18 protein-coding genes are annotated in these 26198 nt (G+C 41.6%); 10 read left to right on the forward strand and 8 right to left on the reverse strand.

From position 1 onward, the window contains the following. Positions 1-463: 463 nt before the first annotated feature. The 3 genes from NQT65_RS08635 (at position 464) to NQT65_RS08645 (ending at position 5605) form a co-directional block, all read left to right on the forward strand. Positions 464-1768 carry an NAD(P)/FAD-dependent oxidoreductase gene (locus tag NQT65_RS08635; RefSeq protein WP_054981625.1) on the forward strand — a complete coding sequence of 435 codons (1305 nt, stop codon included), beginning with the start codon at positions 464-466 and terminating at the stop codon, positions 1766-1768. Positions 1769-1903: 135 nt separating this feature from the next. Then, positions 1904-3994, forward strand: coding sequence for a cupric reductase (locus tag NQT65_RS08640; RefSeq protein WP_256850959.1), 2091 nt, complete (start codon positions 1904-1906; stop codon positions 3992-3994). A gap of 111 nt (positions 3995-4105) precedes the next feature. Beyond that, complete coding sequence (locus NQT65_RS08645) at positions 4106-5605, forward strand: phospholipase effector Tle1 domain-containing protein (protein ID WP_256850960.1); 1500 nt, start codon at positions 4106-4108, stop codon at positions 5603-5605. Between the two features lie 420 nt (positions 5606-6025). Here NQT65_RS08645 and eat read toward each other — a convergent pair whose 3' ends face one another. Genes eat through NQT65_RS08660 form a run of 3 tightly spaced genes read right to left on the reverse strand, consistent with a single transcriptional unit; the run spans position 6026 to position 9731 of the window. After that, entirely contained in the window at positions 6026-7429 is a 1404-nt protein-coding gene (gene eat, locus NQT65_RS08650) for an ethanolamine permease (RefSeq protein WP_096042685.1), read from the reverse strand. Between the two features lie 20 nt (positions 7430-7449). Further along, the gene (eutC, locus tag NQT65_RS08655) at positions 7450-8328 is read right to left on the reverse strand and encodes an ethanolamine ammonia-lyase subunit EutC (protein WP_256850961.1); all 879 of its coding nucleotides are present in this window, start codon (positions 8326-8328) and stop codon (positions 7450-7452) included. After that, positions 8328-9731, reverse strand: a complete 1404-nt coding sequence (locus tag NQT65_RS08660) for an ethanolamine ammonia-lyase subunit EutB (RefSeq protein WP_256850962.1) — start codon at positions 9729-9731, stop codon at positions 8328-8330. The genes eutC and NQT65_RS08660 overlap by 1 nt, the downstream gene beginning before the upstream one ends. Positions 9732-9950: 219 nt before the next feature. Here NQT65_RS08660 and NQT65_RS08665 point away from each other — a divergent pair, with 219 nt between their 5' ends. Further along, complete coding sequence (locus NQT65_RS08665) at positions 9951-10919, forward strand: helix-turn-helix domain-containing protein (protein WP_256850963.1); 969 nt, start codon at positions 9951-9953, stop codon at positions 10917-10919. Between the two features lie 942 nt (positions 10920-11861). Beyond that, entirely contained in the window at positions 11862-12425 is a 564-nt protein-coding gene (locus NQT65_RS08670; RefSeq protein ID WP_256850964.1) for a cytochrome b, read from the forward strand. Positions 12426-12456: 31 nt separating this feature from the next. On the opposite strand, the gene arfA is transcribed toward NQT65_RS08670, so the two are convergent. The 3 genes from arfA to NQT65_RS08685 form a co-directional block, all read right to left on the reverse strand. After that, positions 12457-12657, reverse strand: coding sequence for an alternative ribosome rescue factor ArfA (gene arfA / locus NQT65_RS08675; RefSeq protein WP_024032961.1), 201 nt, complete (start codon positions 12655-12657; stop codon positions 12457-12459). A 162-nt stretch (positions 12658-12819) separates the two neighbouring features. Further along, a complete protein-coding gene (locus NQT65_RS08680) occupies positions 12820-15360 on the reverse strand; it encodes a TonB-dependent receptor plug domain-containing protein (protein WP_256850965.1) in 2541 nt (846 codons plus the stop codon). Between the two features lie 227 nt (positions 15361-15587). Next, complete coding sequence (locus NQT65_RS08685) at positions 15588-16565, reverse strand: sensor histidine kinase (RefSeq protein ID WP_256850966.1); 978 nt, start codon at positions 16563-16565, stop codon at positions 15588-15590. Positions 16566-16676: 111 nt separating this feature from the next. On the opposite strand from NQT65_RS08685, the gene nosR reads away from it, so the two are divergent. Both nosR and hemH read left to right on the forward strand, forming a co-directional pair. Continuing rightward, complete coding sequence (nosR, locus tag NQT65_RS08690; RefSeq protein WP_256850967.1) at positions 16677-18008, forward strand: response regulator c-di-GMP phosphodiesterase, NosR family; 1332 nt, start codon at positions 16677-16679, stop codon at positions 18006-18008. Between the two features lie 285 nt (positions 18009-18293). Further along, positions 18294-19313, forward strand: coding sequence for a ferrochelatase (gene hemH, locus NQT65_RS08695; RefSeq protein ID WP_126009539.1), 1020 nt, complete (start codon positions 18294-18296; stop codon positions 19311-19313). A gap of 782 nt (positions 19314-20095) precedes the next feature. On the opposite strand, the gene NQT65_RS08700 is transcribed toward hemH, so the two are convergent. Beyond that, positions 20096-21253 carry a benzoate/H(+) symporter BenE family transporter gene (locus NQT65_RS08700; protein WP_004589605.1) on the reverse strand — a complete coding sequence of 386 codons (1158 nt, stop codon included), beginning with the start codon at positions 21251-21253 and terminating at the stop codon, positions 20096-20098. A 377-nt stretch (positions 21254-21630) separates the two neighbouring features. On the opposite strand from NQT65_RS08700, the gene NQT65_RS08705 reads away from it, so the two are divergent. Next, complete coding sequence (locus tag NQT65_RS08705) at positions 21631-22347, forward strand: protease inhibitor BamI-like protein (RefSeq protein ID WP_256850968.1); 717 nt, start codon at positions 21631-21633, stop codon at positions 22345-22347. 60 nt (positions 22348-22407) lie between these two features. Continuing rightward, positions 22408-23151: a zinc-dependent metalloprotease family protein gene (locus NQT65_RS08710; protein ID WP_004589607.1), complete on the forward strand. Its 744-nt coding sequence runs from the start codon at positions 22408-22410 to the stop codon at positions 23149-23151. 136 nt (positions 23152-23287) lie between these two features. On the opposite strand, the gene NQT65_RS08715 is transcribed toward NQT65_RS08710, so the two are convergent. Continuing rightward, entirely contained in the window at positions 23288-24511 is a 1224-nt protein-coding gene (locus tag NQT65_RS08715) for an alkaline phosphatase family protein (protein ID WP_256850969.1), read from the reverse strand. A 191-nt stretch (positions 24512-24702) separates the two neighbouring features. Here NQT65_RS08715 and dgt point away from each other — a divergent pair, with 191 nt between their 5' ends. Further along, the gene (gene dgt, locus NQT65_RS08720) at positions 24703-26169 is read left to right on the forward strand and encodes a dGTPase (RefSeq protein WP_004589609.1); all 1467 of its coding nucleotides are present in this window, start codon (positions 24703-24705) and stop codon (positions 26167-26169) included. The last annotated feature ends 29 nt before the right edge of the window (positions 26170-26198 follow it).

Genomic DNA, 26198 nt, shown 5'->3' on the forward strand with positions numbered 1-26198 from the left:
AGTGCAACGTAAATGAAATATTTGCATATACCCCAAAGCATCTCAATATAAGAGTGTCTGTTGGCATTAAAAGCAATTTAGATAAAGCATAGATTGCAAGTATTAGCGGCTTTATTGCAATAATCAACAAAGCACTAAAACCTACTTTAAATCAATAGATTAAAATAATTAAAAGCATTTAGTTTCAGCGTTATACCCTATTAAAAGCAAGCTGCCTTTTATGTAAAGTAACGCCTTTATATTAGGCCCCTGTAAAGCGCTAAATTTTTCATATTGAGGCAATTTAGACCTTAGTATACAACAAATAAGCTTATCAATTGCTGACATATGTTTTATTTAGGCGCAAAATACGCAGCAGATGCTCAATGGTGCTAACAGCCAAGCTAATTTTGTATACCCAAGTGATTTTTTATAAGCGTTATAGGCAGATTATTTGGGTATATTATTTTTTAAGGGCATTGCTATGAATATAACTAAACCTAAAATCGTCGTTATTGGCGGTGGCGCAGGCGGACTAGAGCTAGCAACACAATTAGGGCATAAATTAGGGAAGAAAAAACAAGCCGAAATTCTTTTAATCGATAAAAACCGCACCCACATATGGAAGCCGTTACTACACGAAGTAGCGACAGGCTCTATTGACCCCGATTTAGATGGCGTTGTGTATTCAGCCCACGCTGCAAAGCATCATTATAATTTTCAGCTTGGTACATTTTGCGATATAGACCAAAGCAATAAAACCATTACCCTTGCACCGCACCTTGATGAGCTAGGCCACACTATTTTGCCACAGCGCAGCGTACGCTACGACCACCTTGTTATTGCCATTGGCAGCGTAAGCAACGACTTTAATACCCCTGGCATAAAAGATCATTGCTACTTTTTAGACTCAAATCAGCAAGCTGAGCGTTTTCAGCATTCTCTACTCGACAGCTTTACTCGCCTTCACCAAGACGATAACCAACAGCAATCATTAAATATTGCCATTGTGGGCGGCGGCGCAACCGGCGTTGAGCTCTCGGCAGAGCTTTACCATGTATCTGAATTATTAAAGCTTTACGGCCTTACAAATATGTCGTCTAAGCGTTTACATATTCATTTAATAGAAGCGGGGCCCCGTATTTTGCCCGCCCTACCCGAGCGCATAGCCGATAGCGCAAAACGCGAGTTATTAAAACTCGGCGTAAACGTACGAGAGCAAACACTGGTAAAAGAAGCCACCGAGCAAGGGTTTATAACAAAAGACGAAGAACACATAGACGCCGATATAATGGTATGGGCAGCAGGTGTAAAAGCGCCAGACTTTATTAAAGATTTAGGTGTTTTTGAGCTTACCCGCAGTAACCAAATTCAAGTAAACGAGTTTTTACAAAGCACCGTAGATGAAAGCATTTTTGTTATTGGTGATTGCTGCGCCTTTACCCAAGAAGACGGAAAGCTCGTTCCACCACGTGCGCAATCGGCGCATCAAATGGCGCTATGTGTAGAAAAAAACCTCATTGCCACGTTAAAACAACAGCCATTGTGCGGCTTTAAATATAGCGACCATGGCTCACTCGTTAATTTATCGCGCTACAGTACGGTAGGTAATTTAATGGGTAACCTAACCAGCAATACCTTTTTTATAGAAGGTAAAATTGCTCGCTTTATGTATATATCACTGTATCGCATGCACCAGCGCGCCATACACGGCAGCGCAAAAACCTTTGCATTATGGATAAGCGAAAAAGTACTGCGCGTAGTACGCCCTAAAATGAAACTGCACTAGAACATAAACAACAGCTAAATAGTCAAAAAGCTTTAATAGGTAATGTAAATTATCTTTTAAAGCTTTTTTGCTTTATGCGTATCTAAAATAGTACCATGCAGTTAGATGTAATTGTAATTCAAGGGATTGACGCTAATGAAAAAAGTACTTTTTGGGATTGTAATAATCACTGCTTTAGCTGTTTATTTTTTTCAAACTCAACCGCACTCTGTAGCTGTAGAGCAAGCAGAACAAGTGAAACCAACCACCTTTGAGACAAGCGTAGTTAATAAAAAGCAGCCAAATGAGGACTCACAGCTACAGGTAGTTAATAAACTAAAAAAACAGATTAGCCTGTGTAGAGATCAGTCACAACAACAAAGCAATAAAGTACAAATATTGAATCAATCGCTTGTTTCATTTTTTGTAAGTGAGCTTAAAAAAGGGACATCGGTATCCACGCTTTTAAAGTATACAGATTTATCAAAAATCAATCAGCGTACATACATTGCCCTTTTAAAAGATGCCATTATTGCAGAGCAAAAGCAGCAACTTAACATTACTAGCTCTTTAAACGAGTTAGCTAATTGGCAAGGTATTGAGGCTATTAAGGGCTTCACCAATGATAAAGTAAAAGAAATGATTCAACAGCTTGGAGATAATAAGCATAACCCTCCAGGACTTACTCTGAGTGTACCCCTTGATGAAAATGTACAAAAAGAAACGCTTTACGCTTTATTAAGCAACACCGATACATTTACCACTTACTCTAAAACGTTTCTTAAACTTGAAGGCAGTGAGGTTATTTCTCCGGCTACATTGTTTGTGCTTAATGCAAATAAATTTACGCCAAAAGAGTTTGAGCAGGCTATTTCATCTAACCAATTTACAGTGAATGAAGTGGCTACCGCTATAAAAAACGATATTCCTAATGAGTATATTATTGCGCTTTTACAGCAAGTTCCCGTGCTAGATGCCATGCCGTTATACGAAAAAAACACTGTTTTATATAACTTAGCCGATATTGCGGTCAGTAAATTTAATTTACCTCTTGTAAAAGCACTGCAAACAAAAGGGATTACGCCAACCAACGAGCCAGGCCTATTTACAGGTTTAGATGTGGCTATTGTAAACCTGCCTAAAAGCGGTAACTTAACCCTAGCCCCATTAGATACTAAGCACACCCAGCTTTTAGATTATCTTAAAAAGCGTGGTTACAAAGCACATAGCGGCAATGCGAATGAAGACCTAAATAGCAAAGGGGTATTTTTTGTAAATGACTTTATTTACCAGCAAGGGGCCTATATTAATAAGCAGGACAACCCAGCGCAATACGCTTACTTTAGCCCTATTAGTAAAATTAACAATAACGCGTTACCCCAAATAACTGAGCCTGATAATTCTGATGTTGCCCTTTTTTTAGTAGATTTAAAGCAGCAAAAAGCGCAGCTAAACAATAAAAGGCAAAACTGTGAGCTGTTACAACAACAGTTAAAAGATACAGAGCAGCTGCACACAGTAATGCAAGCTTATGACAAAGTTCAACAGGTTAAAAATAAGCACGGATCTAACTTTGTACGTGTTTTGCACGATATAGACCCTGTTTTAGTCAATTATTGGTGGAGTAGTCTGAGTAACCAGCTTTCAAACGATAGAAGCCAAAGCACATTTAACGAATATTTATCTAAGAAAGAATATCAAAAAGCTTATGAATACAGCCTCAGTACGGTATTAACTCAAGCCGAAACCGATACGCTTTTTTCTTTATTACTCTTAAACCCTGATGATTTAATCACTACTTGGCAAAACCGCATAAACCCTAAGCCACCGCGTGAGTTAACACGATTAAGCCGCTTTTCGCTAAATCATTGGCAAGCACTCGCACAGGCGGGTTTTGATTTTTCGATTACCGATATACATGGGCGCGACGTTTATACACAAGCTGCATCGTCTTCTGTTGAGGCAGTACAGTTTTTAATTGATAATAAAATACCGGCTGATCCAAGTAAGCTTGGCGTAGATATACTCGACTTAGCACTAGAGCAAAGTTATACAAAAGGTGAGTTAACCCCAATGATTCCTTTAGCTTTGCAGCTTGTGGAAAAATTTGAGCCAAACCACTTAGCCCGCGTAGCACGATTAAAAATGTTTTACCCTGCGATTTATCAGCAGTTAATTCAGCTAAACCCAGCGCTTAAGCCTGCCCAGGGCACAGAGCTAAATCATTATATGTTTGATAATCACTAAATAACCCGCTAAGCACGCTAACGCCACTTAGCGTGCTATTTGAAAAATTAATGTCTTTAATATTTAACATTCCCTGTGTAGAGTATTTAAAACAATTAAAGGATTAGGGCTATGACGGGTAAAACGCTAATTTTTAATTTTGATGGTACTGGGGGCGAGCCTCGCGATGCAGAGCAATTTAGCTCAGACCATTTTAAAGAAGACAGTAGTATTTCTAATATTCTTAAGCTGCATTTATTATTAGGCGGCAAACTCGATGACTCCCCCACCACTCCATTTACAAACCAGCTTAGTTTTTATTATCAAGGTATTGGCACTAAAGGTAGCCGCTTAAAACGTATTTTAAACCAAACTTTAGCGCCACGTGGTGACGATGTTGCCAGTATTTTAAATCAAGCCATGAGTGATTTTAAAGCGTATTACCAACTAGGCGACACCCTTTTATTTACCGGTTTTAGCCGAGGCGGCGCACTCGCTCGGCGTTTTGCAAAAATCCTAGAGCCTTTAATTAGCGATAATGTTTACGTCTGTGTATTTGATACCGTGGCCTCAATAGGTTTATCAAAAGTCAGTAAAGCAACGCGCGGTGCCGAGCATGTAATATTTGAAAACCACACCATTGCTAATAATATTTCGCAGGCACTACACTGCGTAGCACTTGATGAAAAACGCCGTGCGTTTGAACCCACCCTAATGAACCATCAAAATAATATTACCGAGCTTTGGTTTGCAGGGGCGCATTCAGATATTGGCGGCGGTTATTACCGCGATGGCCTAGCTGATATTTGCCTGCGCTATGCGCTTGAATGGTTAATTGAGCAACCACTTAATATTAGCTTATTAACCAGCCACGATATTGACTACGAAACCTTATTGCCTGGCAGTAAATTAGTTGACCAAGACGATGTAACCGTAACGCCCGATCCTCTGGCTTTAAGTCATCAGCAAAATTACTTTTGGTTTAATCCCTTTTTTAAATTGGTGGATAGGGAGTGCTATGTACTTATTGATAACGAAGCCAGCAACCTAGAACCACATATACATCAAAGCGTAGCTACACGAATTAATAAACTAACTAGCTATCGCCCAGAATCGCTTAAAAACCTGCATTACAAAATTAGGTATAACGATAACAGCACATTAAGCTTTACTGGTTTAAGCCAACACATTGCCCTTGAAAACCAAAACATGAGCGTATTACAAGTTTCGCAAAGCCAAGATGTAATAGTGTTTGCCAGCGAGGCACATAACAATACAGGGCTTATGTTAGTTGAAGGCGCAACTTATAAGTTTAAACCCTACCCTAATCAATTTTGGTATGACGACGGCATAAAATGCACTGCAAGCGGCTGGCACCGCGATAATGTGCAATTAGGGGTTAAAGAAATCCCCATGGCATTGCTTGAACCATTTAGACGACTTCCACGAGCGCAGTGGTTCTCTTTGGTTGGCGCAATTAACAATAACGACGAATATTTATTTGAAATAGCCAATGGCGCTACAGTAACTATTACTAAATCCGGTGAATTTAGCCCCTTCGCCAATGACTTAAGCCGATTTTACGGCGCCAATGCAGGGAAAATAAAAGTAAAAGTAACCCGCATAAGTTAAATGGGCTGTAATCGCGCAGCTTACTGGCGTTTAAAAATAACGCTTTAACCGAGGTATAAAGTGAGTGTTTCACCACCGAGAAGCGAAGGAGAACACCTAGAGAAGTGACTAAACGTTACGGGTGTTTTCTCTGTGTAGCGCGAAGCGCCTCGGTGTACTCGGTGGTGATATACAGATAACTTATACTAATTTACTTTGGCTGCTCGTTTACTCCTCTCTCTTCTCTTTGTGCATTTTTGTATTAAAGATCAATAAATCACAAAGAGGTTTAGAGGCGCTTCACTTTTAGAGAAGTAACTAATATTTTGCGCGAGCAAGCTTCGTGCCTACCGACAAAATTAACACAGAGGTAAATTACCTTGTAGAAGCGCAGCTTGCTGGCGTTTTAAAAGCAACGCTTTTACCCTAGTGTTAACCCCCTTAATTTGAGGCGGCTAAGTCCGCTTCAGCATCGGCAAGCATGGCAAACTCTTCATCTGCACTTTTAGCAACTAAATGCTTAGCGCTATAGCCAAAGTAATAAGCTGCACCAATCACAAATAGCACCACTGTGTATAAAAATGCACGAGGGTCAAATGCATACACACCCGTTAATGCAATAAGCGATAACACTAACGCAATACCCGATGTAACCACGCCACCTGGCGTTTTATACGGGCGAGCTAGATTAGGTTGCTTAATACGTAACATAATATGGCTCAGCGCCATTAACGCATACGAAACCGTTGCACCTACCACCGCCATGGCTAGCATTAAATCGCCCTCACCACTCAGTGAGGCAATAAAACCAAAAATAGCGGGTACAATTAACGCACGCGCGGGTACTTTGCGCTCTGTAGTAATTGATAACGAACGCGGTAAATAGCCCGCACGCGAAAGCGCAAACACTAAACGGCTATAACCATAAATAATCGAAAAGAACGACGCGACCAATCCCGCTAAGCCTAAAATATTTACCACAGTGGCTAAGCTTGTATTGCCCGTGGCGTTAAGCGCATCAACTAAAGGAACTGCACTGGCGCCCATTGCGTTTGCACCACCGGCAGCAGGAACTAATACCACAACAAGTAAAGCGGTAAACAGTAAAAATAACATAGCGCCAATAATGCCTTTAGGTACATCTTTAGCTGGGTTTTTAGCTTCTTCGGCTGCAAGCGGCACGCCTTCTACTGCTAAAAATAACCACATAGCAAAAGGTAATGCAGCCCACACACCATACCAACCAAGTGGTAAAAATTCATTTGCACCTGCGGCATTAGTTACCGCAACATCAAATAAATTAGCCGCGTCAAAATTAGCAATTAACGCCACGGCGGTGGCAATAATAGCCAATACTGCTAAACCACTTATCACCATCATTACTTTTAGCGCTTCACCCACACCCGCTAAGTGAATACCCACAAACGTTAAATAAAACAGTGCATATACCCACGGGCCATTAAAACCCGTTAACGCCTCAACCGCCGAGCCAATAAATATAACAATGGCGGCGGGGGCTAATGCATATTCAATTAATACCGCAAGGCCAGTTAAATAACCCCCGGCAGGGCCCATTGCTTGACGCGCAAAACTGTAACCGCCACCCGCAGCAGGAATTGCTGCCGACATTTCAGCAAGCGATAACACCAGCGTTAAATACATTATTGCCATTAACACCGCAGCAATGGCAAATCCGCCCCAGCCGGCTTCGGCTATGCCAAAGTTCCAGCCTGCAAAGTCGCCCGAAATTACATACGACACCCCTAGCCCTGCAAGCAATAACCAGCCCGCAGTGCCACTTTTTAACTGCCTTTGTGCAAGATACTCTTTATTGTTATTAGACATGTTGACCTCTTTTTATGGTTTTATTCCGCGATTAAAAAATTTGTGGTTTGAACCTGATGCTCTATTACATCGTCTTGTGTTCTGTCTTTTAAGTTAACCCCAGTAAGCCCGCGCTTTTTGGCCTCTTGCAGTAAATATACGGCTCTTCGGGCGGCCTCAAAGTAGCTAAGCCCAGCAGGGCGAATGTTAGAAATACAATTACGGCACGCATCATTTAGCCCCGTTTTTGGCTCCCACGTTAAGTAAAGGCCAAGGCTGTCGGGGGAGCTAAGCCCTGGGCGCTCACCAATTAATACCATTACAACTTGTGCGTTTAACAGCTCGCCAATGTCATCACCAATCGCTACGCGGCCTTGCTCTACAAGGGTTATAGGCGCTAATTTATAGGGCATTGAATTGCTATGTAATTGGCTAAGCAGCTCGCTTATAAATGGCGCTGCGTTTTTTTGTACCGCCAACGACGAAAGCCCATCAACAACTACAATGGCTAAATCGTATTGCGCCTGTGTACTGCTTTGCCTATTTTGCATAGTGTTTAAAAGCGTTGTACGCCCTGCTTGGTTTAACTTTCGGCCTAAATCGGGGCGCTGTAAATAAGTAACACGATCAACAGCCTCACTTTGTACACTTAGCGGTTTTTCAACCTCGCTAAGCGCATCAATAGCACTAAGAGTTTTTGCCATTTCGCTAATATCTAACGGAAAGTTAACCGCATCGCGCGCCTGAGCATGCGATAACTGAAACGCTAACATTTCAGATGTAGGTAAACTAATGCCTGCGCGGCCAAGGCCTATACGGGCATCGGTAAAACGACGTAAATCGCTCCATGGGTTTTCAACCACTTTGCCATTATTTTGATCGTTGCTGCTTTGCGTGTTTATGCTTTTAACCGCTTTCATTACATCCCTCCTTGTACTGCTTTTAATGGCTTAGCAAAGGCAGTTGGTAAGGTGTTTGATAAAATAGTCTCGGCGGTATTTTCCATAATTTTCATTTTGCTAAGCCACGCTTCAAATTCTGGCGCTGGGCGCGAGCCTAAAACTCGGCGCACATATAAGGCATCATGAAATGAGGTAGTTTGGTAATTAAGCATAATATCGTCCGAACCAGGAATCCCCATTACAAACGAGCATCCCGCCACACCTAATAAGGTGAGTAAGTTATCCATATCGTTTTGGTCGGCCTCGGCGTGGTTGGTGTAACACACATCGCACCCCATAGGTATGCCTAAAAGCTTGGCACAAAAGTGATCTTCAAGCCCTGCGCGGGTAATTTCTTTACCATCAAATAAATACTCGGGGCCAATAAAGCCTACAACGGTATTAACTAATAAAGGGTTAAACTTGCGTGCTACAGCATAAGCACGCGCCTCACAGGTTTGTTGGTCAAGCCCATGGTGTGCATTAGCCGAAAGCGAGCTGCCTTGCCCGGTTTCAAAATACATTACATTATTGCCAACCGTGCCACGCTTTAAGCTCAGCGCAGCATCTTGCGCCTCAGCTAACGTATTTAAATTAAAACCAAAGCTTGAATTTGTAGCCTCTGTACCGCCTATAGACTGAAAAACTAAATCAACCGGCGCGCCTGCTTCTATGCATTCTATGGTGTTAGTGACATGGGTAAGCACGCAGCTTTGTGTCGGAATTTCGTATTTTTGAATTACATCATCCATCAGTGTCATTAACTTAATGGCTTGCGCTACGTTGTCGGTGGCGGGATTAATGCCAATTACCGCATCGCCATTGCCGTATAAAAGGCCATCGAGCATACAGGCAGCTATACCATTTATGTCATCGGTTGGGTGGTTAGGTTGCAAGCGGGTTGATAAATGTCCAGGCAAGCCTATGGTGTTTCTAAACGCGCTTTTTACGTGGCACTTTTTAGCAACAAGTATGAGATCTTGATTACGCATTATTTTACTTACCGCAGCGGCTATTTCAGGGGTAATCGCTTGCCTAACACTTGCAAGTACCGCAGGCGTTGCAAAATCACTTAATAACCAGTTTCTAAAATCTCCCACGGTTAAGTGCGATATAAGCTTAAAAGCGTTTGCATCGTGCTCATCAATAATAAGGCGTGTAATTTCGTCTTGCTCGTAGGGAATAAGTACATCGTTTAAGAATGTTTTTAGCGGTACTTCGGCCAATGTCATCTGCGCTACAGCGCGCTCTTGTGCCGATTGTGCAATAACTCCCGCTAACCTATCGCCCGAGCGCTGCGGCGTAGCTTTAGCCATTAACTGCGCTAAGCTCTTGAATTGATAAGTATGTGTTCCTAAAGTATAACTGTACATATGCCCCATGATTTACTCCGCATAACTAATATTACAAACCTTGGTATAGGTCTTGCCTCATATAAGCTATAAATCAATTTTGAATAGTCACAAGAAGGCTTAATTTGTACCAAGTGGCTATCGAATTTTGGCAAATCGTTTTTTATTATTTTATTTCAGTAAGTTAATGCCTTTATTTGGCATTCACTTAAACCAAAAATATGTTTACTTTAAAAGAGCATCACCTATATGGCGCAGCAAGGCAGCAACAACGCACCACAAAAGAGCAAGGTATACACGCACGATATTGACGAGCAAGCCCATAACCTCACTCAATGGCAGCAAAAGTACGACCAAGTAAGCGATGGCCGCTTTTATGGCTGTATAGAAGGCGTAAATTACAACGATATTCATGCTTTTAAAGAGTACACCGAGCGTGCGCTGCGCCAGCAATGCAACATAGCCCCTAACTCTATTTGGCTTGGCATACCGAGTCAGTCACAGCAAAGTAAAATTAATGGCCTTGATGTAGCAAGCAATCAATTTATGTGCCGTACCAGCAGCAGCGACTTTGAGCTAATTACCCCTGAACAATTTGATATTTACGGTTTGGTTATTGATTGGCATTCCATTGAGTACATGGCGCAGTTACAAGGCGTAACTATTAAAAATCTATCATCTGCACAATCTGCTCGTTTAACGGTAAGTGACTCATCGCTGCAAACAGCAAGGCAAATTATTAACAGTATGGTGGTAAGTAAAGGTTTTGGGCTAAAACCAGAGTCACAGCAAGATATGCTTAGTATGTTAGCACTACACTTATTGCAAGCCGATAACCCGCAGCAAAACATAGCCCCAAGCTACAAACACCGTAAAGCGGTGGTCGATAAAGTAAAAGAGTACGTGGCAGCCAACCCACAAAAAACAATAACCATAACCGAACTTTGCGAGCTTACTTTTGTTAGTAGGCGCACGCTGCAGTACAGTTTCGAAAGCATTTTAGGTATTAATCCGCTTAGGTTTTTACGTTTAACCCGTTTAAATAATGTAAGGCGCGAGCTTAAAGTGGTTGGTCAAACTAAACCTATATCAATCATAGCGGCCAATTGGGGGTTTTGGCACGCAGGGCAATTTACTAAAGATTACACGCAGTTATTTGGTGAAAACCCCTCTCAAACTATCGCCAATAATATAAAAGAAGGCGCCTTTGAGTATTAAATGCTGCGCATCGCGCGCGAGCAAGCTTCGCGCCTACAACTTTCACTTCTCATTTTCTCCTCATTCCCTTCTCTTTGTGCATTTTTGTATTAAAGATCAATAAACCACAAAGAGGCTTAGCCATAGCTCGTAAATAAAACCAATGCATTCACAAAGAGGTTAAGAGACGCTTCGCTTTTAGAGAAGTAACGAGCATCGCGCGCGAGCAAGCTTCGCGCCTACCACTTTTACTTCTCATTTACTTCTCTATCCCTTCTCTTTGTGCATTATTGTATTCAAGATCAATAAACCACAAAGAGGTTTAGAGGCGCTTCGCTTTTAGAGAAGTAACTCACATTTTGCGCGAGCAAGCTTCGCGCCTACAATTTTCACTTCTCATTTTCTCCTCATTCCCTTCTCTTTGTGCATTTTTGTATTAAAGATCAATTAATCACAAAGAGGTTCAGAGCCGCGTCGCTTTTAAAGAAGTAATTAGCATCTTGCGCGAGCAAGCTTCGCGCCTACAATTTTCACTTCTCATTTTCTCCTCATTCCCTTCTCTTTGTGCATTTTTGTATTAAAGATCAATTAATCACTAAGAGGCTCAGCGCTTCACTTTTAGAGAAGTAACGAGCATCTTGCGCGAGCAAGCTTCGCGCCTACAAGTTTCACTTCTCATTTTCTCCTCATTCCCTTCTCTTAGTGCATTTTTGTATTAAAGATCAATTAATCACTAAGAGGCTCAGAGGCGCTTCGCTTTTAGAGAAGCAACTATCATCTTGCACGAGCAAGCTTCGCGCCTACAACTTTCACTTCACGTTGCAGGTTTTATCCTTTTAAATTTAAAAAATAAGTTTCGTTAACCCTACTTTAACCCTCTATAGTTTAAGCTAGCTGCATTAATGTAGATTATTCAATTGTACACGCAACTAAAGGCCACTTTTTAAGTTAGGAATAACCACAATGAAACTTACAAAAGATACAACAAGTACGTTAAGCAAAACCAGCATAAGCCTGCATTGGATTGTAGCTATTTTAATTATTGGGTTATTAGGCTCAGGCCTATATATGGAAAACTTTAAAGCGTTTTTTCTAATGAGTTGGCACAAATCATTTGGCGTAATGCTGCTTGCCTTTGCGTTATTAAGAGTAACATGGCGCATTGTAAATGGTTGGCCAAAGCACGATGTTAAACACCCAAATTATGAGCAAGTGTTAGCTAAAATTGTGCATTACGTTCTTATAATAAGCATGTTACTTATGCCTATTTCGGGGCTGATTATGTCGGGCTTTGGTGGGCACGGCGTAGAGGTGTTCGGGCTAGAGCTTATACCGCACAACCCCAACCCAGAAAACCCACAAAAAAGCCTCGCTTTTAACCAAGGCTTAGCAGATATAGGAAAAACCGTTCACGGTATTACAGCAAATGCGCTTCTTATCGCGTTAGGTTTACATATTGTGGGCGCTTTAAAGCACCATATTATTGATAAAGACAACACCCTTACGCGTATGCTTGGCAAAAAGTAGGTAGTTAAAAGTCTTATTTGATCGGTGCTATTTAAGCCGCGATTAAATAAGACTCTCGTCCGACGTGTTTGTTATTGCGCTTAAACGAGCCTTTCCCTTTTTTAGCTTTAACCACTTGAGGTTTAAACACTTTAGAGGTTACTAGCGCCGCCAGCGCATTATGATTAATAACACCTCGGCCGGTGTCTACCGCACTATTATTTGCGGCTTTGGTTTTCGATTTTTTAGCCATTTTATTTCCTAACTATTTATAACAATAAGAACCTTAAGAAGTGGCGATTGTATGCCTAATTTTCAACCTTGCAAGTGTTTTAACGCTCTTTTTTCATAATAAATAAACATAAAAAAAGCGCAGTAAATAACTGCGCTTAGTAACAAGTTTTAGCTCAAATAATTAAAATTCAAAGCTTACTTTTGCATAATAAGTACGCCCGTCAAAGCCGTAAGGCAATGCACGTACAGGGTATTTAAACGCGCCGTTGGTAATAAAGTTAAGCACTTCGTCATCACCTAGCTCATCTGGGGTTTCATCAAAAATATTATCAGCCCCTACCGATACGTTAAATATTTCGTTAATTTGGTAGCTAACGTTTAAATCCACTAGTACTGCTGATTCAACTGTACTTGTTGGTTTAAACGACCCCGTAGGTGAAAGCTCACCCGGTAGTGAAATATGGTCATTACCAAAGTATTTAACGTCTGTTTCGCCAAAGTAATTAAAGCGAAGCGTTGTTTCATACGCATCACGCTCGTAGTCAAACGTTAAAGTTGCGCGCTCACCTGGCTGGCCGTCGGTAAAAAAGCTACGTTGTAAATCATCAAACGCCACCGACTCAGGAATACCTTCTTCTGCGTTCACGTTATCAATTTTAGTGTCGTTTAAGTTACCCGCAAAGGTTACTCCAAAATTACCGCCCTCTACATCAGTACGATAAGAGGCAATAATATCAACACCTTGTGTAGTTGAATCTACAGAGTTTGAAAAGTAATTAGCTTGCACTGCGCCGGTTGCTTGAAGCGCGGCTACGGCTTCATCGCTAAAGGCAACATCCTCTGCAGAAAGTAAACTACCAAGCGTAATACGGTCTTTAATTTCTACGCGGTAAAAATCAACCGTTAACGAAAGCTCACTTGTTACATCGTAAACAAAACCAGCACTGTAGTTAGTTGAGGTTTCAAGCTCTAGGCTATCTACACCTAACGCACTTGGAAAAGCAGTCCCCGTATTTGCAGTGAACGACTGTGTAAGTGTACCGTCTGAGCCTAGGTTAGTTGTAAATGCGGTATAACCACTTTGCTGAAGCGATGGCGCTCTAAAACCAGTCGATACCGCACCACGTACTGCAAAGTCATCGTTAAATTCATAACGTGTTGCTAATTTACCAATTAAGTCATCGCCCGCATCTGAAAAGTCTTCATAGCGCAGCGCACCACTTACGTTCCATGCATCCGTTACCATGGTTTCTACATCTACATAAAACGCATAGCTGTGGCGATCGCTCTTGTTTGTTGCCTCTGGGCGCAAACCGTTATAAGCCTGAAAACCACACTCAGCAAATTGATCAGGATCGTTCACTGAAGGGTACGAAGCATCGGTATTTGCCAAGCCACATGCATAAGAGGCTTCATCGCCAGGGACTATTTCGTAGTTTTCTTTACGGTATTCTGCACCGATAGTTACATATAAAGGCTCATTGCGGCCAATATCAACGATGCCGTTAAAATCAGCATTAACTGTTGTTTGATCAAATCTAAAACCACCAGAGTAACCGCCGCTTGGGCCTGCATTTGCTGCTATATCGGCATCGCTTGCATCTGGGTTGTTAAATACGTACTCCGCCGCATAAGAGGCATTTATAGTATTACGTGAGGTAAAGTCGTATTTGTTTTCGCCATACACTGCCGATACATCGTATCCCCAATCTGGGTTTATATCGCCTCTAAAACCAACCGCTACTGAAATATCTTCAGCTTCGTTATAAATGCGGGGTAAAAAACCATCGCTGTATACTTGCGTTACATTTTTAGACGCTTCGTTAAAGTTACGGTAAAAACCATTACCCAGCGCGGTGCGCTCAGAGTAGCCACCAAATGAGTACAATTCGCTGTCGCCCATTGGCAAAGCCATGTTGTAAAACAACGAGGTAAATTCACTTTCTGAGTTACCTTGGCTCCAACGTACATCTTCACTCAGCGTGCCTGGCTCAACATTTAACGACCCACCGGTATCTCGCTCTGCACGGTTAGTGCCATCGGCATCACGATACTCAAGCGACAAATTAATAAAGCCGCCTTCGTTACCTAAGTCAAAACCACGGTTTAAACCTGCAGAAAGCGTATCGCCGTCGCCTTCACTGGTGCCGCCGTACTGTACGTAACCCGTTGTTACGCCAGTTGAATTATTAAGCGATAAGTTAATTACGCCAGCTATCGCGTCAGAGCCATACTTAGCTGCTGCGCCATCGCGTAGTACTTCTACACCTTTAAGCGCAGTTAGCGGAATGGCGTTCATGTCGGTGCCTGCAGCGCCTGCACCTACAGTGCCGTTAAGGCCAAAAATAGATTGATTATGGCGGCGCTTACCGTTAACCAACACTAACGTTTGATCTGGCTGTAAGCCGCGCAGCGTTGCTGGTCTAAATAAATCAGAGCCATCAGATACTTGCGTACGAGAAAAGTTAAACGAAGGGGCAGTAGCTTGCAGACTCTGCCCTAGTTCTGTAAAGCCACCTTTGTTTAAATCATCAGCGTCTATTAAATCAATAGGTGACGAAGACTCAGTAGAGGTGCGGTTAGAAACGCGCGACCCTAATACAGAAATTTGTTCGATATTTTGTGCAGCCTCAACAGGTGCTTCTTGAGCGCTTACAATGCTTGGTGCGCTTACGGCAAACGCAACAGCGGCAGCTAATGTATTTAAACGGTATGTTGACATGGTGACGACCCTGTTTAGTGTGTTCTTTAATATTTGTTATTGCGATGTAACGCATCGCACTGGGGAACATCCTAGCAACATATGCAAATAAAAAGAAATGAAAAAAACTAAATAATAGGTCTAACTATGCAAAAAAATGTAAATACTAAAAAATAACACTTAAACTTGTTCAAAACGCATACAATTAAGGATTTTAATTTCAACCCCAAACCAAATTAACACTTTATTTACAATGGGTTTATCACGCTTTCTTGTACTTTTACGGGTAACCAACAACAAATGGTAGTACCTGTTCCTAAAGTACTGCTAACTTCTATTTTTCCGCCGTGATCTTGCAAAATAAAGTTAACAACGGTCATTCCTATTCCTAATGAGTGGGCTGTTTTATGTGTAGTAAAAAAAGGCTTAAATAAGTGCGCTTGGGTATTTTCATCCATTCCACAACCGTTATCTTTCACTTTTATACATACACCCTCATTTTGCTGCGTTACGCTTAGTTCAATAATGGTGCCTTTTTCTAATTCATGTTCGCACGCTTGTTGAGCATTTAATAACAGCTCAACAAAAATTTGATGAATAGACGACAGCTCCCCCCAAATTAGCGGCACTTGCTCAAAATTGGTTTTTATTTCGCAGTATTTAAGCTGCCCTTGCAACACGCCTAAAGCAGAGCCTGCAACCTCGCTTACATCTAAATATTGCTTGTTATGGGTACTTGTAAATTGGCTAAGGTTTAATAAATTATGCACGGTTTGCTTTATGCGCTTTAAACCATCTAGGCTTTCGTTCAACTGCGAGTAAATTTCGTGTCCATTCCATGCCAGTTCGTATTGTTTTTTTAGATCAACCAACACGTTTTTAAATTGCCCTGCATTTAATTGGCCGGTTAAAAACTGCTCGTTATAATGAAGAGATTTTGATAAAAGAGGGCTAACATATTGCAAGCTTTCTATATTACTAATTACATACGAAAGCGGGTTATTTATTTCATGCGCAATACTGCAAGACAAAACACCCACACTTGCCATTTTGTCGGCCTGAACAAACATTTGCTGATACAAAGACAGCTCAGCAACGTTTTTGGTTAGTTCGCCATTTAACACAACTAACAATTGGCTTTTATCGGCAAGCAGTTGCTCTGCGGCTATACGCTTTTGCTGCTCATCTAAAAAGGCTTGTTTGTAGTCGTCGGTTAAAGTGCTCATCCTATTCGCTCCATAAATACGCATCCATGTATAACGTTTAGTTTGCCATACGTAATTATGCAAACTAGGGGCAATTTTTAGGCTATGCTTATTATTTTAAAAGGTAGCACTATGACCAAACCAGCAGACGCTGCACATTCAATCACTGCCGTAGATGTCCTTTGTGTTGATGACGACGAAATTGTTCTGCGCTCACTAACCTCCTTATTAAAAAATAATAACTTTAGTTTTATGACCTGCAAAAGCCCAGTGCAAGCGCTTGAGCTTTTAAACAGCCACGAATTTAGCTTAATTATTAGCGACATGAAAATGCCCACCATGAATGGCGCGCAATTTTTAGAGCAAGCCCGTAACAAAGCTCCCGAAACACAACGTATTTTATTAACCGGCTACGCCGAAATAGAAACCACCCTAGCAGCTGTTAATCTGGCACAAATTAACGGCTACATACAAAAGCCATGGCAAAACGATATGCTTTTGCGCAGTATTAATGACAGCATAGAAAAATTTCAGCTAAAAAAACAAAACAAGCAACTCGAGCTGCAAGTAAAACAGCAAAACAAAGAACTTCTCGAATTAAATAACTCATTAGAGCAACGAGTAGAAAAGCGTACAAAGCAAATTAAGCAGGTACTTAAACAACTAGAAGATGCCAACGAGCGCGAAAAACACGAACACAAAGCCACCGTAGAGCTACTTTATAATTTTATAAACGCCAATCCGTACTTAGATGGCAACAAAGCGCAAAAAATTGCCGACACCTGCACCCAAATAGCACTGTACTTAAACCTCTCGCAAAAAAGTATAGATTTAGCCCCCATGGCGGGTTACTTAGCGCAAATAGGTTTGCTTGCTATGGACCCAGAGCTCTATAAAAAGCCAGTGAGTCGGCTAAGCGAGCAACAGCGCAAAGCCTTTTATACACACCCAAGCACAGCACAATTAATGCTTATGCCTGCTATACATTTACATGATGTATCTGATGCAATTTATCATCAATATGAGCGCTTTAACGGCAACGGTTTACCAAAAGGATTAGCAGCAAACGACATTCCTATTGGCGCTATGGTGCTTAGCGTTGCTCGCGATTATTGGAACGCATTTGAACAAAGCCAAAGCCCTACAGACAAAGAGCGCCACAGCGATGCACTCGAAAGCGTTAAAATGTACAGTGGCACTTTTTACCACCCTAAAATTGTGCGCGCACTCGAGGCAAGCCATAGCAAATTAAATGAGCAACTTAATAATGCGGGCTCTATCATTATATGCAGCGCTCAAGAGCTAAAAGCCAATATGATTTTAGGCCATACGTTACACAGCCACAGCGGTATTATGTTGTTACCTAAAGGCCATGTGTTCGGTAAAAAATCCATCGAAAAACTACAGCAACTAGAAGCCAAAAAACCGACCCCATTTAGAATAATGGTAAAAAGCGCTAAATGAGTGATCTAAACTGTGGCTTTTTTCGTTACAATTACCGTAAATAAGCTAAACTAATTCAAACAGGTACCTGTTAATCTTGGTATAAATTTTAAACTGTTTAATACCAATCCGCTTAATTAAGTAATTTATTTTGAGGGTGGAAAAACGTGTAGATAGCTAGGCAAAAAAATTCGCTATTTAGTTGTTCTAAATGAGAGTTTTTAACGCTGATAGCGACACGTTTAGCCCCGCAAAATGATTAAGTATTATTGCGAATTGGTATCACATTGCTTTAAGGAGCACAGCGTGTCGCGATTTTCTGCAGTCACTGACAATCCCCACGACGGACGTTTTAATCAAAAAACGGGCATTTTACTTACCAACTTAGGCAGTCCAGACGCGCCCACCCCTGCGGCACTGCGTACCTACTTACGTGAATTTTTATCCGATCCGCGCATTGTAGAAATTCCACGTTTAGTGTGGATGATAATACTGCACGGTATAATTTTGCGTATTCGCCCTAAGCGCTCAGCAAAACTATACGAAAGCATTTGGACCGAAAACGGCTCGCCGCTAACGCATATTACCCGCTTGCAACGTGACAAACTAAGCGCACTACTCCAAGAGCAAGGTTATACCAATACCGAAGTTGTTATGGCCATGCGTTACGGCAACCCTTCAATAGAGGCGGGCCTTGAAGCGCTGCGCGATAAAGGCTTAACGCGCATAATTGTACTACCGCTTTACCCGCAATACTCAAGCCCTACCACCGGCTCAACATTTGATGCCGTATCGAGAGTATTGCAAAAATGGCGCTGGGTGCCAGAGCTACACTTTGTAAATGGTTATCACAAAAACACCGCTTACATTGATTCATTAGCTAGCAGCATTAGTGAAGATTTAGAAAAAAACGGCATGCCACAAAAATTAGTTTTTTCATATCACGGTATGCCAAAGCTATTTTTAGATAGAGGCGATCCTTACCACTGCCTATGTTTGCAAACCACGCGTTTAGTGGTTGAAAAACTAGGCCTTGATAAAGATAAAGTAATTAGCACTTTTCAAAGCCGCTTTGGTAAAGCCGAATGGTTAAAGCCATACACCGATGCCACGCTTGCATCGTTACCTGATGAAAACATTACCGACGTTGCAATTTTAAGCCCTGCTTTTAGCGCCGACTGCTTAGAAACACTCGAAGAGCTTGAAGAAGAAAACCGCGAAATATTTGAAAACGCAGGCGGCGAAAAGTACCGTTATATAGCCGCTTTAAACGACAGAGACGACCACATTAACGCTTTATATGATGTGCTAAAACCAATGCTTTAAACGCATCTTAACGTAAAAAAGCGGTGTTAAATTTAACACCGCTTTTTTAGTTGTAAGGTAAGCATTTATTAAATGTCATAGCTACTATTTTGCGCGAGCAAGCTTCGCGCCTACAACTTTCACTTCTCATTTACTCCTCATTCCCTTCTCTTTGTGCATTTTTGTATTAAAGATCAATAAACCACAAAGAGGTTAAGAGACGCTTCGCTTTTAGAGAAGCAACTAACATTTTGCGCGAGCAAGCTTCGCGTCTACAACTTTCACTTCTCATTTAATCCTCATTCCCTTCTCTTTGTGCATTTTTGTATTAAAGATCAATAAATCACAAAGAGGTTTAGAGACGCTTCGCTTTTAGAGAAGTAACTTGCATTTTGCGCGAGCAAGCTTCGCACCTACAACTTTCACTTCTCATTTACTCCTCTTTCCCTTCTCTTTGTGCATTTTTGTATTAAAGATCAATAAACCACAAAGAGGTTAAGAGCCGCTTCGCTTTTAGAGAAGTAACTTGCATCGCGCGCGAGCAAGCTTCGCGTCTACAACTTTCACTTCTCATTTAATCCTCTTTCCCTTCTCTTTGTGCATTTTTGTATTAAAGATCAATAAATCACAAATAGGTTAAGAGGCGCTTCGCTTTTAGAGAAGCAACTAATGTCTCGCGCGAGCAAGCTTCGCGCCTACCGACAAAATTAACACCGAGGTAAATTACCCTGTAGACGCGAAGCTTGCTGGCGTTTTAAAAGCAACGCTTTTACCTGTTTTAACCTATTCATAGGCACTTTTCTTTAACTTTTACGGGTAATCATCAACGTACAAACGCCGGCAATTATTCCCCAAAAAGCAGAGCCCACCGAGAGCATGGTTAAGTCAGACGCGGTTACCAAAAACGTAACTATTGCAGCCTCTGTGTATTGGGCTGAGCTTAAAGCTTGCTGCAAGCTATTAGCAATGGTGCCAAACAACGCAATACCCGCTAAGGCTAAAATTAATGCCTGGGGTAAACTTGCTACTAAACCAACAAGCGTTGCCGCGCAAAGTGCCATAACAATATAAAATACGCCTGCGGCAATACTTGCCCAATAGCGTTTATCGGGGCTTTTATCGGCTTCATCACTCATACAAATAGCAGCGGTAATAGCGGCTAAATTAATAGAGTACGTACCAAACGGGGCTGTTAAAATATTAATAAAACCAGTTACATTAAGCGTAGCTGAGATAGGCGCTTTATAATTATGAGCCTTTAGTACAGCAATACCCGGTAAGTTTTGAGAGGTCATGGTCACTATATAAAGCGGTAAGCCAATACTTATACACGCTTGCAAGTTAAACACCGGCGCTATGTATGCAAACTCACTTATTTTCCAATGAATAGCGCCAGTATCAATATGCCCCATTTGCCACGCCAGTAGCACGCCTGCAACTAAAACGCTAAGCATGGCAAAACGCGCAAAAAATCGTTTTCCTAAAAAATACATAAGCACCATTAGGCCTATAACCAGTGGTAGCTCATTCATAAAATTAAATACATCTATACCAAAGGTGACCAATACGCCTGCCAGCATGGCACAGGCAAGTTCGCTCGGGATGCGGTTCATTATTTTTTCAAACCAACCGGTAACCCCCGACACAAAAACCAATGTAGCGGCAAACATAAATGCACCAATGGCTTCGCCTAAATGGTAGCCCTGCGCGCTGGAAATAAGTAAAGCCGCCCCAGTGGTAGACCATGCAATTAAAACGGGCACTTTATAATAATACGACAACCCAATAGTGGTTATACCCATTACCAGCCCTAGCATTAAAAGCCAGCTTGCGACTAAATCGGGCGTGCCGCCAAGGGTTATAACAACTTGATAAATAAGCGCAATAGAACTTGAAAAACCAATAATAACAGCCACCAACCCTGCGGTTGCTCGATTAAGCAGCTGATCGGAAAACGTCATAAAATCCCTCTTAATTTTAGATTTTTAAGCCCACAACATACGTTGCCTCTTTACGCTTTGCAATTAGCGTTTACGCTATTAAGCGTGAAAAATATTCATTATTTTAAAATTTTTTTTACCTATAAAGGTCACACCTTTCATTGCCAAATTAAAAACAAAAACAATTATTCGCTTACGCTTACACCCCGCTAAAACCCTATAAAAACCCATCCTTTTTAGCTCAACAAACCAAACCCATTATAGGTAAATTGTTTATTTACAATCATTTACAATTCAAATAATTAGCACTTTTATACTACCACTACTAACTTGATCTAATTCTCTAGATGATATAAAACGTAACAATTAGTTAACTAAAAACCCCGTAAGAGAAACAAATGAAACGCGCTATTTTAATAATTGTTGCCCTTGGTCTATCTGCATTTGCTATTTATCAGCTGCTATTTAATACCGAAAAACCTCAGCAGGTAACGGCGCCTGTTGCAGTGGATATAGTGCCCGTTGACTCTCAATTTGCAGCAAATAAAAAAGCACCGCAGCCCATTGATATGAGTAAAGATCCCGTTAACGTAAAACCTAAAACCATTGAGGCACCAGCGCAAAGCAACCAGTTTGAAGCTATAAACAAGGTATCTGCAAAAGCTAAAGAGGTACTTACCAACGCCAACGTACTACCAAGCGATTTAAACAACGAAGCCTACATAGAGTTCGACCTAAATACGTTACAAGCCCTTGAAGCTGGCGACTCGTTTGATATTTCAATCCCACAAACCGCCGAAACCTACAGCGCTGAAATCACCTCGTTATCAGAGGCGAGTAATGGCGATAAAAGCATATTTGGCCAAGTTATTGGTGCCGATGGGCAACTACACACCACGGTTATGACCGTAGGAAACGATGCAATTTATGGGCAATTTACTGCACCTAGCGGCAATTACGTTTTTGAAAGTAAAGGTAAATATGGCTGGATTGCAGCAAAACGCGACTTATACCAAAACCACATAGAGCATCATGTAGATGCGCCCACACCAAAAACAGATAAAACCATAGATATGTTTGCCCCAAAAAAAACTGAACAACCCAACACGCAGTAACCCAACTAAATCAATCAGCAGTAAAACTTCCAACCACTACATAAGTAAGGAAATATAAAAATGAAAAAACTAATCACTACGGCAGCCATTGCCAGCGCGCTATTTGCAACCAGTGCGGCACAGGCAGTAACGATTGATATTGGTATTTTATATACCGACCAATCGGCCGCAGCTACGAGTAATATAAACACTAAAATAAACCAGCTGATCGCTTTTAGTAACCAGGTTTATAGCCAAAATGGGGTAGACATTACACTGCGTTTAGCGGGCACAGAAAACCTAGGCGATTACGCAATTACACCGTCTGAAGATTGGTTAGATGCAGTAACTAACAGCAGCTACGTAGATGGTTTACGCACTAGCTGGAAAGCCGATATGGTTGCCGTACTTGGTACCGGCCAAAGTGCGGGTAATGGTTTAATCTCGTGTGGTTTAGCTTGGGTTGGCCAAGGCACTAACGGTAATTTATACAGCTCGATGAGCGACCGTATGTACTCTATTACAGCTATTGATTGTGGCGCCACTACGTTTGTACACGAACTTGGTCATAACCAAGGCCTAGCGCACTCACGTAAACAAGGCGATACCTCGGGCGGCGTATATGTTGATGGTATGGGCCACGGCGTACAAAACGAATTTGCCAGCATTATGGCTTACCCGCACGTTTACGGTAGCGCAACACAGTACGATTACTTCTCTAACCCTAATTGGAGCGTAAACGGCTTAGCTTTTGGTGTAACTAACCAAGCGTATGCTATTCGTACGGTTACCGACACAAAAACAAGTATTGCTAACTTTAAGTAAGTAATTTAAAGCAGGCGGTATTTAGCCCACTTATAATTATTTCCCTTTAGAGCGCATTTGCGCTCTTTTTTATTTGGCTTAAGGTTTGTTGATCTTTCAAGGTTAAGTCACTAAAAGCCTAAAAGTGCGCAGCTAATTAATGCACTACTATTTTTTGTTTTATAGCAGGCATTAACGTTTTACCGTCACCATCTACTTTACTTAAAAGCTTAAGCCCCATTACTTTGGCAAGTACCGGGTAAATATCAAGATTATTTACCTTTTCAAGGCTTAGCCCTTGTTTAAAAGCAGGCCCTACAGCAATTAACGTAGCCGCCATATCATCGGTATAGGCATAGCCATGAGTACCTAAATACATTGCTTTGCCTTCGTTAGTAAATACCGCTGGCGCATTAGTTTGCACAACAATATCGCCCACACGAGTGCCTTTATTGTAGTGATATGCCGCTAATTGCTCGTCGTTTAATACCGTATAACGCCCGTTTGCTGCTTGTTGCAAACGTTGTTTGTAAGTTGTAATTTGCTCGCTTGTTACAGCAGGCTTTGCATAAATAAGTAACCGCGGGCCGGTATTTTTAACTATAAAATTATCGTTTTGAGGCAATGTAGAAACATCAATACTTTGCTCTGGGTTTACATGCGCCATACCGTGATCGGATACAATAACAAGGTTAATCTCTTGCTCTAGCTTGCTTAAACGGGTTTGTAATTGGCCCATTAGTTCATCTAATTGTTTTACTGCATCGCGAGTTTGCGCTGCATCTGGGCCAAACTCGTGGCCCATGCTATCAACAAGTGAAAAATAACTTGCCACAAAACGTGGGCGCTGCGCTTTAGGTAAGCTTAGCCACTGTATTATTTGATCAACACGGCCTTGGTACTCACTGTATTTAGAATAATGAAAGTAATAGTCGGGCGTCATACCATTAAAGCGCGCATCCGACTCTGGCCAAAAATAAGTAGCCGACTTTAGCCCCTGCATTTTTGCTAAATTCCAAAGTGGAATACCATTTACCCACGTGCTATCGCGCATGCCTTTACCCATGCTGTAGCACTCGTTTTTACGGGCTTTATCACAAAAGTTATTATCTACAATGCCATGATTTACCGGCAGCAACCCTGTAATAATAGAAATATGATTTGGAAACGTTTTTGTTGGGTAAACAGGCATTAGCTTTTGCGCGCGTACACCCTTAGCAGCCATTGCTTTTAAATTAGGCGCGCCGTGTTTTTCTATATAATCCCAACGCATGCCATCTATTGATATAAGTACAACGGTTTGCTCTTTTGCCGCATATGCCGCTTGGCTGGTTAACACTAAAAGAGCCAACATCATCGCCTTTAAAAATACATACTTCATTACAAATACTCGCCTACATTAAAATGCGTTAAATACTGAAAAATATAGCTTTATAATACAATTGCCAGGCCTTAAATGATACAAGCACCTGTACCTAACTCGTCTAGATGTATATATTAACTAGTAAGTATTTAAAACGAATGACAACGCGCATTTCCTTTGCCAGTCGTCACAACTAAGCAAGGACTCCGATGACTATCGACTTTAGTAAAAAAATAACCCCAGCGCGCATGTATCGCACGACTGCAAATTTACAAATGGCGATGGAAAGCGATCGCGGTCGCATAATTAACAGTGCAGCTATTCGTAGGTTGCAGCAAAAAACCCAGGTTTTTCCGCTAGAGCGAAACGCTGCGGTGCGCTCGCGCTTAACTCACTCACTAGAAGTTCAGCAGGTTGGCCGTTTTATAGTACAGCGTATTTTTGCAAATTTAAGCTTTGAGCAACAAACCGAGTTTGGCTTAAAAGGGCTAGAACGCCCACTAGAAAGCTTAGTAGAAATGGCCTGCCTAATGCATGATATAGGCAACCCACCCTTTGGACATTTTGGCGAAGCTGCCATAAATCACTGGTTTAATAATAATTTAGCAAGTGTTACCCCAGCGCGCTGCCAAGAGCAAAATACCGGCATAGGGGTTATTTTTAAGCACTTAGCGCACGATATTTGTAATTTTGAAGGCAACGCCCAAGGCATACGCATAATACATTCGCTATTGGGGTTAAACTTAACTTATTGCCAAAGCGCGGGCATTTTAAAGTACACCCGCCCCGCGGGATTAAACCCAAAAGACATACCGCAAAATAAAAACTACTTAATGAAAAAAGTAGGTTACTACTACAGCGAAAAAACCTTTGTAGAGGCATTGCAAAACGAGCTGGTTATAGAGCCATACTGCCGCCATCCGGCAAGTTATATTATGGAAGCCGCCGACGATATTTCGTATTGCTTAGCCGACATAGAAGACGCCGTAGAAAAAGACATAATAACCACCGAGCTACTTTGTCAGCAGCTAAAAAGTGAATATAAAAAAGCCCTTATAAACCTAACCATTGACGACACCGAACACCTAAATTTTGTAGATAAAGCGGTAGATTACGCACTAGAGCGCGCCAACGCGCAGCCTTACAACTTTAATAGCGAATTTTTTATTTACCTACGCGTGGCCTTGCTTCACCCGCTTGTAAACCACGCCGCCAAGCGTTTTATAGAGCACATTGAGACTATTTACCACGGCGACTTTAACCAAGCACTATTAGAAGATAACAGCCACTTACATGCCGTTACTAAAACCCTTAAACAAGTGGCGCTTAAGCATGTGTTTTCTCACAAAGAGGTAGAAAAACTCGAACTACAAGGCTATCGCATAATTAACGGCCTGCTCGATTGTTATAAACCACTGCTACAACTTAACAGCGACGATTTTAAACGCGCATTAAATGGCGACTCACGTTTATTAATCGAATCGCGTTTGGTTAAAAAGCTCTCTAAAAAGCACTTAAATAGTTATCAGCACGCCATAGATGCCATGCAAGAAGAGCCCGACCACTTTGCCGCTTACGAGTTTTACTACCGTTGTAGGCTAATTCAAGATTACATAAGTGGCATGACCGACCAATTTGCCTATGACGAGTACCGCAGCCTAATGGTGATTGACTAACGAGGGCGTGTTGTTGGGTGGTTTTTACT

Source organism: Pseudoalteromonas agarivorans (assembly GCF_024518735.1).
GTDB lineage: Bacteria > Pseudomonadota > Gammaproteobacteria > Enterobacterales > Alteromonadaceae > Pseudoalteromonas > Pseudoalteromonas atlantica.